Origin of the sequence: Gabonibacter massiliensis, assembly GCA_001487125.1 — a bacterium.
GTDB classification, from domain to species: Bacteria; Bacteroidota; Bacteroidia; order Bacteroidales; family Marinifilaceae; genus Gabonibacter; species Gabonibacter massiliensis.
Genome location: LN913013.1, coordinates 1,101,117 through 1,113,908, shown reverse-complemented (window position 1 = coordinate 1,113,908; position 12,792 = coordinate 1,101,117). Strand labels below are relative to the sequence as shown.

Here is a 12,792-nt window from a genome sequence, read left to right as displayed (position 1 = left end):
ATTATTTCGATAATAATTCAAATACTTTTTCTTTTAACTCTGTCACTGTAAAGGGTAATCCGGCTACTTTATTGTATTGGTAATAAGTAAAGTGAGGATATTTACCCCGTAAATATTGTGCGAACTGTCCCAAGTTCAATTCACAAACCAATATTTTCTTAAACTTGGACAATACCTCTTCCGTGTTTTTCGGAAGCGGATTGATGTAATTGAAATGAGCCAAACTGACGTCCTTACCCTCTTTTCTTAACTCGTTGACCGTGGACAAGAGGTGTCCGTATGTTCCACCCCAACCGACAACCAATAATTCTCCCCCGTTTTGGTTTCCAATAATCTCTTGATTTGGAATATAATCGGCAATTTTAGCTACTTTGGCAGCACGTAAATCCGTCATTACCTGATGGTTCTCCGGAACGTAACTGATCTCTCCGGTTATATTTACTTTTTCCAAACCGCCGATTCGGTGTTCCAATCCTTTTGTTCCCGGAACAGCCCATGTCCTGGCCAAAGTTTCCGGATCGCGCGCATACGGCTTGTAGTCGTCACCTTCCTTGGCCAATCTCGGGGTGATCGAAGGATAGGTGTTCAGGTCTGGAATTCTCCATGGCTGAGCGCCATTTCCCAAATAACCGTCCGTTAACAGAACGACTGGAGTCATATGTTCAATAGCTATTTTACCTGCCATGAAAGCAAAATCAAAACAATTTCCAGGAGTACTGGCAGCTACAACAGGCATGGGACTTTCCCCGTTTCTTCCGTAAAGAGCTTGCAATAAATCGGATTGTTCCGTCTTCGTGGGCAGACCCGTAGAAGGACCTCCTCGCTGTACATCAACAATAACCAAAGGTAATTCAGCCATCACGGCCAAACCGGCAGCCTCACTTTTTAAAGCCAAACCGGGACCGGAGGTCGTCGTCACGGCAAAATTCCCGACGTAACTCGCTCCGATTGACGTACAAATACCGGCGATTTCATCCTCTGCCTGATATGTTTTAGCGCCTAAATCCCTTCTTAATGCCAACTCCTGAAGGATATCGGTAGCCGGGGTGATAGGATAAGAGCCACAGAACAACGGAAGTCCGGCTTTTTCTGCTGCAGCTAAAAGTCCCCAAGCTGTTGCCTTATTACCGGTAATTGTCCGATAACGGCCTTTTTCAATCTCGGCGGGAGCCACGTTAAAATGAGTTGCCAAAGCATGTACGTTTCCGGCATAATTGAATCCGGCTTCCAATACTTTTTTATTGGCAGCGGCAATTTCCGGTTTTTTACCGAACTTCTGGTTAATAAAAGCAACCGTATGTTCCACGGAACGGTCGAACATCCAATAGATCATACCCAACGCAAACATGTTTTTACATTTCACGATAGATTTCTGATCTAACCCGCTATCTTTCAGCGTCTCTTCGGTCAGGGTGGTTACCTTGACCGGAACAACATTATAATCTTGTAAAAGAGCATCTTCCAACGGATTTATCTGGTAACCCGCCTTCTCGATGTTCTTTTCGTTAAACGCATCCAAATTCACGATGATCGTAGCTCCTTTTTTAGCCCAGCGTAAATTGGCTTTCAAGGCGGCCGGATTCATGGCAACCAACACATCGGCAAAATCCCCGGGAGTCTTTACCGGATTATCTCCGATATGTACCTGAAAGCCTGAAACTCCTCCAACAGTTCCTTGCGGAGCGCGAATTTCAGCTGGATAATCAGGAAATGTCGATACACCGTTTCCAAATAAAGCGGCAGCATCTGAGAATTGCTGGCCAGTTAATTGCATTCCGTCTCCCGAATCTCCGGAGAAACGAATGACAATATTACTCTTTTCGATAACTTTTGTCTTTTCACCCATGACTTAGTTACTTATATTTATTTATTACATTAAAAAAATACACGTTTAACTCCACATTTTATGTTGTAAAACATGCGTAAAGGTAGCCAATACTTATATCTAAACAAGTTTGTATCAGGATTTTTTTCTCGTGAGATATGATATTGACAATCAATTATAAACTTGTTGAAAAACATGTTTTTCAGCAGAAATAAAATAAAAACAATCTAAACAAGGACAGCTTTCACGTCATTTTTCCTATCGTTTCTTGTTTCAATTAAACATTTCCGCCCCCCTTTGTTCTTACAATATAAAACAAATACATCCCTTAAACAGTATAAATAAAATCCAGTGTCTCGTTATCCGGACCGGATACCCTATGCCAATTCTGAAGACACGGGTTAAAGCAAATGATAATCCGTTACGGATAGAAATCCGTATCATTTAACTTGAAAACGATTGTTGAGAAATGGAGACAAGTGATAAAATAAAAGCTATAAAACAAGAGGCAACGCTTCAACGTCTACACGTTTGCGAAGTGATACAAGAATTTCGTCATGACGGATCTTTGCAAAAAGAGAAAGCCTTTATCCAGGACATATAATCACTAAATTAAAATTAAGCAAAAATGGAAAAGAAAAGATTGACGTCAGAAAACGGTCGTCCGATAGCGGATAACCAAAACATTCAAACTGCCGGCCCGCGGGGTCCGGTTATGTTACAGGATCCATGGTACATTGAAAAACTAGCACACTTCGACCGCGAGGTAATTCCCGAACGGCGAATGCATGCAAAAGGTTCCGGAGCGTACGGAACTTTTACCGTTACGCACGATATTACCCGGTATACCCGAGCCTCGATCTTTGCCGAAATAGGTAAAAAAACAGATTGCTTCGTCCGATTCTCAACCGTAGCCGGCGAACGGGGTGCGGCCGATGCAGAACGAGATCTCCGGGGATTTGCCATGAAATTTTACACGGACGAAGGCAACTGGGATTTGGTCGGAAACAATACGCCCGTCTTTTTTATGCGCGATCCGTTAAAATTTCCCGACCTGAACCACGCCATTAAACGGGACCCGCGCACCAACATGCGCAGTGTCAACAATAATTGGGATTTCTGGACCCTATTACCCGAAGCGTTACATCAGGTAACGATCACCATGAGTGACCGAGGTATTCCCGCCTCCTACCGTCACATGCATGGTTTCAGCAGTCATACCTATAGTTTTTACGACAAAAATAACAAACGAACATGGGTAAAATTTCACCTGCAAACATTACAAGGTATAAAAAACTTGACCGATGCGGAAGCAGAGGCTATCGTAGCTAAAGACAGGGAATCGCATCAGAGAGATCTGTTCGAGGCTATCGAACAGGGTCGTTTCCCGCGCTGGAAAATGCAGGTACAGCTGATGACCGAAGAAGAAGCAAATACCTATGCGATCAATCCGTTTGACCTGACAAAGGTGTGGTATCACAAAGATTTTCCTTTACATGACGTGGGCATTCTGGAGCTAAACCGCAATCCGGAAAATTATTACGCCGAAGTAGAGCAATCGGCGTTCAATCCGATGAATATAGTAGAGGGTATCGGTTTCTCTCCGGACAAAATGCTACAGGGACGTCTGTTCTCTTACGGAGATGCCCAACGTTATCGTTTGGGTGTAAATTATAACGAAATTCCTGTGAATAAGCTGCGTTGTCCTTTCCATGCTTTCCACCGCGACGGCATGATGCGGACGGACGGCAATTACGGCGGTGCGAAAGGTTATGAACCCAATAGTTACGGCGAGTGGCAGGACGATCCCACCAAAAAGGAACCGCCCCTGAAATTGACAGGAGACATATTTAACTACGACGAACGCGAATACGACGACGACTATTTCACTCAGCCCGGATTGCTGTTCAGGTTGATGACACCGGAGCAACAACTGGTTTTATTCGAAAATACGGCTCGGGCAATGGGAGATGCGGAACTGTTCATTAAACAACGCCATGTACGTAACTGCTCTTATGCTGACGAAAGGTATGGTCGCGGCGTAGCCAAAGCTCTCGGAATCTCTTTCGACGAAGCGATGATAGCTGAGGATCCGGCGCATCCGGCATGGGACCCGAGGAATAAATAATTGCCGCTTTCAAGAAGGTAATCTTGAGTTACCTTCTTGTTTGTCACGTTCCCATTTCTTCTGAATTACCGCTATGACTCCCTTTTCCACGTAACCCTATCTAACGTTTTTTACGTATCTTTGTGTAATTAACTTCTTAACTCTAACAAAATGGCACGTTTCCTCAAAGATCGTAAAAAGGCGCAAGGGGCAGCCCCGGGCTCTCTGATTTTTATCGGAAAACAGAAAATGGATCGAAATTCCATTCAGGTATTACAATACTCTCCCGAAGGATTAAAAGAGTATTTTCCTGAAAACATAGAGAAAATCAAAGAGAGCATATCCAACGATCACATGACCTGGATCGGAATCAGCGGCCTGCACAACACCCAGTTGATCGCCGACTTGGGAAAAGTATTTACGATCTCTCCTTTGATTCTGGAGGATATCCTGAACACGGACCAACGTCCTCGTTTCAGCGAAGAAACAGATCATCTCTATGTTATCATCAAATCGTTCTATATCGGAACGGAAGACCAGGCCGTACATATGGAACAAATTTCCATGATCGTGGGAGACCATTACCTGCTCACCATACAAGAGACGGAAACCGATTACTTCAAAGCCGTAAAAAAACGGTTGTATGATTCTCAAAGTAAGATACGAAATTTCGGTCCGGACTATCTCTGTTACGCTTTGTTGGATACCTTGGTAGACAATTATATCATCAATATCGAAAGACTTGGAGTCGCTATTGAAGAGCAGGAAAAAAGAATCTTCTCTTCGGAAATCGAAAACGTGGAAGAGATCTATCATTTCAGAACCGAACTCTCCTACATACGAAAAAACGTGCGTCCCGTAAAAGAACTGATGAACCGTTTTACCGGCTGCGATTCTCCTTTGATAGACAAACGCACTTACTCCTACCTTCACGATCTGGACGATCTGGTCGTACAAGTACAAGAAGCCATCGAAATATACTATACCATGACTTCCGACCAGCTGAACCTTTATCAAACAAGCATCAGCAACAGGGTAAACGACGTCATGAAAATATTGACCATATTTTCGGCCATCTTTATCCCTCTTACCTTTATTGCCGGAATCTACGGAATGAATTTCGAATACATGCCGGAACTACATCACCGTTACGCCTATTTCATCCTTTGGGGTATCATGATTGCAGTCACTATTGTCATGCTTCTTTTTTTCAAACGAAAAAAATGGCTTTAATTAATTATAGATCTTTAATGGTTTAGTGATTCTGTGATTTAGTGATTCTGTGATTAGGTGATTCGAATTTAATCCTTTAACCATCAATTTTTCTATTGTAAATTTTAAATTGGACGTAATTTTTAATCTATAATCTACAATTTACAATCGTCAATCTCTTAATCATTATATCTCTCAATCCCTTCATCCGCTCCTCTTCCGAACTGTCGATTACAATTGGCTCCTCTCCTTATTCAGGTGTCAATTTCTTCAGTTGATTTCCCTTTTTGTCCGGTGATGTTCTAATTTTTCAGTAGAAATTAGTAATTTTGTTGAGGAAAACGGAATTCCATTTAATTAATATAATAATTATGCAGATTCAGATATTGTTGGGGATTACTTTGCCGTTGAATAATCCGGTGCTGATTTTTTCTGTCATTTTGTTTATTATTTTGCTGGCTCCTATTTTGTTGCATCGGTTAAAGATTCCTGATCTGATCGGTTTGATTCTTGCCGGGGCTTTGATCGGTCCCAACGGACTTCATATCATGGATAGGGACAGCAGTATTATTCTTTTCGGAACGGTGGGGTTGTTATATATCATGTTTATGGCCGGATTGGAGATCGATATGGCTGATTTTAAGAAAAACAGCGTCCGTGGCTTGACTTTCGGTTTATATACTTTTTTGATTCCCATGTTAATGGGTACGGCTGCCGGCGTCTATTTGTTGGATTTTTCCTATCCGACCTCGATTTTGTTAGCCAGTATGTTTGCCTCCCATACGTTGATTACTTACCCGATCGTGAGTAAATACGGGGTGACGAAAAACCGGGCTGTAAACGTGACGATCGGAGCGACTATCGTTACTTGTATTTTGGCATTGCTGGTACTGGCTGTTATCGTCGGAATGTCCAACGGAGTTCTTTCTCATGAATTCTGGATTCGGTTAAGTGTTTCTACTATACTCTTTGCTGCTGTCGTAATTTTTATTTTTCCTATTGTAGGACGTTGGTTTTTTAAGCGTTATGATGATAAGATCGGGCAATATATTTTTATTTTAGGATTGGTTTTTCTTGCTTCTTTTTTGGCAGAGGCTGCCGGATTGGAGGCAATTATCGGGGCATTTTTAGCCGGGTTGGCGTTGAATAATCTGATCCCTAACACTTCTGCCCTGATGAATCGAATTGAATTTGTGGGGAATGCTTTTTTTATTCCTATTTTCTTGATCGGAGTGGGAATGTTGGTCGATTTTCATGTGTTCGTAGCAGATTGGACGACAGTCTGGGTTGCCGCCGTTATGGTTGTGGTGGCAACACTTGCGAAATACGTGTCTGCTTGGCTTGCCTGTAAAAGTTTTCGTTATACCAAATCGGAGTTTGTCTTGATGTTCGGGTTAACGAATGCCCAGGCAGCGGCAACGTTAGCTGCGGTATTAGTAGGCTATCAGGTTATCATAGGGACGGATGCGAACGGGGATCCGATTCGTTTATTGAACGAAAGCGTGTTAAACGGTACGATTGTAATGATATTGGTAACTTGTATCATTGCTTCCTTCGCTACCCAAAAAGGCGCACAGGAAGTGGCTTTGGCGGATTTGGCGGAAGAGGAGATTGTGGATAGTGATGATACGGAAGATCGTATTTTGATTCCTTTGAGTAATATCGAGAACGTGGAAGAGTTGATCAATCTGGGAGTTACCGTAAAATCGAAAAAAGGAAAAGCCTCTTTGACGGCTTTGAGTATTATTCAATCGGATAATGCGGATTCCTCGGCTGAAAAGCGATCGAATCTATTATTGGAAAAAGCCACGAAAACCGCCGCGGCGACCGATAATTTGTTGACAACCTTATTGCGGTATGATTATGATGTGGCCAACGGTATTAAAAATGCCGTGAAGGAACATAAAATTACGGATATTGTATTAGGACTCCGTAAGGAGGGACAGATCTCAGATACTTTTTTAGGTAATCTGACGGATCGGGTGTTGAGTAAATGTGCGACGACGACTTTTGTCTATCGTCCTTCCCAACCCTTCTCAACCTTGAAACGTTGTATTGTGGTTATACCTTTTCACGCGGAACGGGAGATCGGTTTCCCTTATTGGCTGGTCAGGATATGGAATATCGGAAAAAACACGGGAAATAAAATGGTGTTTTACGCTTCTTCTTCCGTTCTTTCCGTTTTGAAGGAGACCCATGCGAAACATCCGATAGATGCTATTTTCAACGAATTTGATAATTGGGATGATTTTTTGATTATATCCCGGGATATAAGAGATAACGATGCCTTGATGATTGTCATGAGCCGTAAGAATTATCCTTCTTATGCTAAGAATATGACACAGGTTCCGACTTATCTTAATAAATATTTCTTTCAGAATAATTGTATTTTGGTTTATCCTATGCAAATGGGAGTTGGAGAGCAGGAGGTGGGAGTATTCAAGAGTATTCCTCATGCCGAACCTTTCGAAAATCTGGAAGATATGGGAAAGGTCCTGGGAAAGTTATTCAAGAAAAATAAATGATTTAATTGTAGATTGACGATTGTAAATTGTAGATTTAGAGGATTAAGTGATTGGGTGATTCTGTGATTAAATGATGGGGTGATTGAAATTGAATCATTCAACCGTTTAAGCGATAATCATGGAATCCTTCTGATTTGCAATTTGAATAGGCTTCGGCCTATTGATATACTAAAAAAGAGCCATCAAATGACGGCTCTTTTCATTATTTTATTCGGATTTATTTTTCTAATGCTTTTTTGATCTGACGTTTGGCAAGAGTTAGCGGAGCTAAAGAACAAGGTCCGTTAACACAACCTCCATCACAAGCCATTACCTCGACGAATTGGGCTTCCGGCTTTTTCGCCATCATCTTTAAGCTGTTCTGGTTCTTTTTGTCCAGCCCTTCTATAGATAGGGTGGTGTAACCGTTCCCCACGGCATTTACGATGGCATCCCGAACACCTCCGGCTTGAGCGTATCCCCGGCTGAATTTAGTCACTTCCGGGTTAAGCGGCAATTCTTCACAGTTTTCCACGTTGATATCGTAGGCTACCATAAAAGCTCCCAGCTCTTCGAAGCTCATCACGTAGTCGACTTCGGGTACGGATTCGGCCTCGTAACGTTTGGCCAAACACGGTCCGATAAATACCACTTCAGCATCCGGATATTGAGCCTTTACCCGGCGTGCCGCGTAAACCATAGGACTGCGGGTATCGGAAACGAAGGGTTTCAACATCGGCGCATGTTTGTTTACCCATCCCACGTAAGCCGGACAACAAGAGGTTGTCATAAAGGGTTTACCCTCATGCATCCGTTCCAAAAATTCTGCCGATTCGTTATTTGAAGTATCTTCTGCTCCTAACGCAACTTCGACGACCTCGTCAAAACCGATTTGTTTGATGGCATTCAGTATTTGTCCCGGACTTGCGTTGAATTGACCGTATATGGCCGGGGCGGGAATGGCAATGATCTTTTTCTCCGGGTTGGAAATGCTCTTGTATACATCGATAACCTTGGAACGTTCCATGATTGCCCCGTAAGGACAAGTCTGCATACATTTTCCGCAATAAATACATTTATCCTTATCGATGTGTTCCACTCCGTCCGGGCCTTTGGTGATGGCTTTCACCGGGCATACGTCCTCGCAGGGAACCGGAGTGTAGACAATAGCGTGGTAAGGACAGACTTTGGAACAAAGTCCGCAACTCACGCAATCCTCCTGGGTAATGGTTGCCTTACCTCCCTTGAAAGAGATGGCGGCTTTCGGACAGTTCATCAGACAGGGACGTCCCTCACAACCGCGACACATGTTGGTCACGAAATATTGCGATTGCATACAAGCACTGCATGCCTCGTGTACTACCGAGAGTATGTTCTCTTTCGTGTTTTTATTGTCTAACGCTTTTTGGGCAAAATCACTCAATGGAATGAGGTCGATCTCTTCGTCTGTGATTTCGAAACCGAGAATGGAGATCACTTTGTGTTTCAAAATGTACCGGTCTTTATGCACGCAACATTTGATCGGCTTTTTGTTCCTGGGTCTCATTTCCACCGGGATATATTTAACCCCGTCAACTAAATTTTTTTCTTTTAATAGCTTTACGATTCTAATCAGCAGCTCACGTTTCGTGAGCATTGCAAAATTATCATACAACATCTCTTACTTCTTCTTTAACTATTTGTATCAAATTAACTTTACTAACACCTGCTATTATTTGCCCGTTTAATTCGATAAACGGCGGTTCCTGCTTTTCCGTGCAACAACCGAGACATGGAGAATAGCTAATGTTTAAATGTTCTTTGATGTGTTGGGGAAGAGAATCGATAGCATCTTTTAACTCGGCTCCTCCCATTACGTAACACATGGTACCCATGCATATTTTCAAATCGATTTTTTTCATAGCCCTTGTAGATTATTTAGAGATTTTACACGCTAAATATACATAATCTCCACGTCTTTTAAATATTTTGTTTCTAATAAATATTTTATTTTTTTTACTACATTTCTTCTGATTTCCAATTCAACCGGCAGATTGGGGTCTTGGTGTGCCGTGTTGATTCTTGTTCCTACTAAAAGTGTGATTTTATCACTATCCAATAAATATTTTACTAACATTTCAGCCGGGCCGTACTCTTTGGGATGTTCATTTTCATTCGCGGTGAGTATGCGTTCCACCTTGCTCAGCGTCAAGATTCCTTCGGTTACCAAATCCACTCCTTCCATCCTGGAAATGGGAGGAAGGTTCTTGTCCACGATGTTCATGTCGATTTCCATCTTTGCCCCGAGTTCCCTGGAAACAATGGTGGCTGTCGTCCCCCCGCAAAGGATCTTCTTCCCTTGAAATTCACGTACTCTGCTGGCCAGGTACTTATCATTCTTTTCGTCGTAGGGAGGACCTGTACAAATTAGGAGATTGCGGGGCTTTCTCATGTAGATGACACAGCAACTCGTGTCATCTTTTAATTTGTAACCGTCGTTTTTTTCGGCTTGAATGACAATCTTGTGAGCCAATTCTTTGGCTGAAATATCGTTTTTTTGTTCTACCAATTTGGCAATATACTCTTTTGCCCCGTCTTCCCATCCGAAAGGCATCCTGTTGGTTCCCATTCCCGACTGGCTGACTCCGTCGCTGAAGAATATAATCCGGTCTTCTTTCTCTAAATTGAATTCCGAAATCCAAAGATAGGTATTGTCCAGATCTTCTCGTTCAACGGGGATCTTTTGTTTGGGGACTTCTACAAATACTCCTTTCCGGTATAGATAGAAGGAGGGAGATTCGTATTCGATGATTTTGACATACCCAAAGCAATCGATGTCGCAGATACAAAAGGTGGAGTAACTGATCTTTCGGACCATATCCCGGGGGAGGGTATTCATGATAGAGGTAGATGTTTTGAGGATACTTTCGTTCATAGCCGTAAAACGCATGGCCATAGTGGCTGTCATGGTCGAAAGAACACATGCCTTAATGCCGCTACCCAATCCGTCCGATAATACGCTGATAACCCTTCCTTCCCCTTTCAATTTTTGAGACATAAAACAATCTCCGCAGACGACGTTGCCTGCTTTATTCTTTTGAAAGAACTCGACCTCTATGAAATTACCGTTGTTTCTCAAGGGATATTGTTTTTTAAAGGGTTGTCAGATCATCTTGCTTTTTATAGGCTTCCATGACTGTCCTCAAGGTGGCATCCGTGAATGCTGCATTTTCTCCTAACAGGCAGGCCACTTGCTGCACGGTCTCCATGTGTTTTTTTATCACTTCCTGCGTCTTTTCGAGCATCCACTCCTTTTGTACGCCAGGCTCTCTCAAGTCTTGCAATAGACCGAATACCAACCGATGAGGCTGTATGTTGTAAATGGACAAGATCCAGGTTTTGTCGTCCTCCCGGATCTGACGTTCCGTGATCTCTTTGCCCGTGGTGAGAACAGCTCTGAACAGGTCCTCGAAAGAACATATATTTTTTAAATCCACTCCGTATAAACCGGGGTCCACTTCATAAATGGAAGCGATATCTTCCCCCATCAGTGCGGCACACCTTTGATTCATGTCCATCACTTTCAGCTCCGCGTTGACGAGCAGAACTCCGGCAGGGATTTTTTGTAAAAGCACTGTCGCCTTATCATGGGCGATTTTTCGCATGTAGGAGACACACATGTTCTCTTCGGCCCGTCCTTCCAACATGGCGATGGCAAAATCCCGGCATGAATCGTAACCGCAACCGCTGCAATTCAGCTCGTCTTCCGGCCCGTTCTTCCCCACGACGGCCATAGCCTGTTTAATCTCTTCTTCCGTGTATCGGTGCTCTACAATATGAGGGTCTTTACAGAACAGAATTTGTAAGTCGATGTCTTTGAAGTCTTCTTTCGGATTACCTAAGTCGGCTTTATGTATGATTTCATACCGTTTTAAAGCGGGAGACACGTGGCTCAATTTGGCCGGTCCGTTGATACAGCCGCCTTTACAAGCCAACAATTCCAAAAAGATAGAGTCTTCCTTACGCTGAGAATCCAAATGTTTGAGGACGTCTTTTATCGTGGATAAATCGGAAAAGGCCATGTTGTGGACGGGCTTTTTCGGTTTATGCATTCCTTGTAACATACCTCCTTCAATCGGATAATAGGCTCCGAGACCGGAACGGTAAGGAACGAATTTTTCTTCGGATTGCTCTAAAACCTTATCTTTTAAGTTGATTTCCGCTTTCTCCAACCATTCTTTCAAATCTTTGAATGTGATTACAACATCCACTAAGTTGTTGAAGTAGTCGGCTTCTAATTTTTTACAGATACAGGGTCCCGCGAAGACGATTTTTATATCTTCTCCGTATAGCTTTTTTAAAATTTTAGCGTGGGCCAGCATCGGGGAAACGATGGGGGTGATATTCCGCACATGCTCGGAAGAGTATTTGCGAATGTACTCGACGACCACGGGACAGGCAGAAGAGATATAAACACCGTTTTCGGCCTGTTCCAAGAATTTTTCCGTCCGGTCGGAAACAATTTCAGCTCCCAAAGCGGTTTCTGAAACGGCCGTAAACCCCAAACGCTTGATGGCGGCAATAAGGACATTGGAGGCGATGCCTTCAAATTCACTCACGTATGACGGGGCCAGGGACAGAATGACCTTGGGATACTTCTCCAATGTCAGCTTTGCCCGGGTAAGTCCGTCCCGTACTTTTTTCGCTCCGGTCGGGCATACTTGTGTACAGTGCCCGCAATAAATACAACGGTCTTCGATGATAGAAGCTTTATTGTCTTCGATGCGGATTGCCTTTACGGGACATTCCCGGATACATTTATAACAATCCTGACAGTTGTCCGGTACGGTGTAAATAGGTCTTAGTTGCATGGGAACTCCTCTTGTAAGATTTTATATAAACGGGAGAGATTAACCTCTTCATACACTTTATCGTCTATCCTGATAATCGGTCCTTTACTGCATAGTTCTTCACAGAGATGACCGCAGAAATCGATTTCTGCCTCCAAATGATTCTCGCTCAGGTATTTTTTTATGATTCCCAGATTCGTGTTGTTTCCTCTGGAAAAGCAAGAACTACCTAAACAAATTCTGATTTGACGCTTTGCCATAATTGTAAAACTTTGATTATCGAATAGATGCCATCCACGCTACAAAAGTATAATT

The 12,792-nt window shown here is 42.9% G+C and carries 10 protein-coding genes; 4 read left to right on the top strand and 6 right to left on the bottom strand.

Translation table 11 applies throughout. The features are described 5' to 3' along the window. Position 1: 1 nt before the first annotated feature. Positions 2–1,846, bottom strand: coding sequence for a 2-oxoacid:acceptor oxidoreductase subunit alpha (locus BN3283_RS08940; RefSeq protein ID WP_059026438.1), 1,845 nt, complete (start codon positions 1,844–1,846; stop codon positions 2–4). A 448-nt stretch (positions 1,847–2,294) separates the two neighbouring features. On the opposite strand from BN3283_RS08940, the gene BN3283_RS14680 reads away from it, so the two are divergent. The 4 genes from BN3283_RS14680 (at position 2,295) to BN3283_RS08925 (ending at position 7,669) form a co-directional block, all read left to right on the top strand. Next, on the top strand, positions 2,295–2,429 hold the full coding sequence (locus tag BN3283_RS14680) for a hypothetical protein (RefSeq protein ID WP_286137620.1): 135 nt from the start codon (positions 2,295–2,297) through the stop codon (positions 2,427–2,429). A gap of 24 nt (positions 2,430–2,453) precedes the next feature. Then, complete coding sequence (locus tag BN3283_RS08935) at positions 2,454–3,953, top strand: catalase (protein WP_059026437.1); 1,500 nt, start codon at positions 2,454–2,456, stop codon at positions 3,951–3,953. Positions 3,954–4,103: 150 nt separating this feature from the next. After that, complete coding sequence (corA, locus tag BN3283_RS08930; RefSeq protein WP_059026436.1) at positions 4,104–5,165, top strand: magnesium/cobalt transporter CorA; 1,062 nt, start codon at positions 4,104–4,106, stop codon at positions 5,163–5,165. Between the two features lie 350 nt (positions 5,166–5,515). After that, complete coding sequence (locus BN3283_RS08925; RefSeq protein WP_059026435.1) at positions 5,516–7,669, top strand: cation:proton antiporter; 2,154 nt, start codon at positions 5,516–5,518, stop codon at positions 7,667–7,669. A gap of 217 nt (positions 7,670–7,886) precedes the next feature. Here BN3283_RS08925 and BN3283_RS08920 read toward each other — a convergent pair whose 3' ends face one another. From BN3283_RS08920 to BN3283_RS08900, 5 genes are read right to left on the bottom strand one after another with little or no spacing between them, the layout of a single operon-like run. Beyond that, positions 7,887–9,284 (bottom strand): monomeric [FeFe] hydrogenase, encoded by a 1,398-nt coding sequence (locus BN3283_RS08920; protein WP_286137619.1) that lies wholly within the window; start codon positions 9,282–9,284, stop codon positions 7,887–7,889. Between the two features lie 10 nt (positions 9,285–9,294). Further along, positions 9,295–9,549 (bottom strand): NAD(P)H-dependent oxidoreductase subunit E, encoded by a 255-nt coding sequence (locus BN3283_RS08915; protein ID WP_059026433.1) that lies wholly within the window; start codon positions 9,547–9,549, stop codon positions 9,295–9,297. Between the two features lie 32 nt (positions 9,550–9,581). Beyond that, a complete protein-coding gene (locus tag BN3283_RS08910) occupies positions 9,582–10,766 on the bottom strand; it encodes a SpoIIE family protein phosphatase (RefSeq protein ID WP_059026432.1) in 1,185 nt (394 codons plus the stop codon). A 13-nt stretch (positions 10,767–10,779) separates the two neighbouring features. Continuing rightward, positions 10,780–12,498: a [Fe-Fe] hydrogenase large subunit C-terminal domain-containing protein gene (locus BN3283_RS08905; RefSeq protein ID WP_059026431.1), complete on the bottom strand. Its 1,719-nt coding sequence runs from the start codon at positions 12,496–12,498 to the stop codon at positions 10,780–10,782. Continuing rightward, a complete protein-coding gene (locus tag BN3283_RS08900) occupies positions 12,489–12,737 on the bottom strand; it encodes a (2Fe-2S) ferredoxin domain-containing protein (protein WP_041504220.1) in 249 nt (82 codons plus the stop codon). The genes BN3283_RS08905 and BN3283_RS08900 overlap by 10 nt, the downstream gene beginning before the upstream one ends. Between the last annotated feature and the right edge of the window lie 55 nt (positions 12,738–12,792).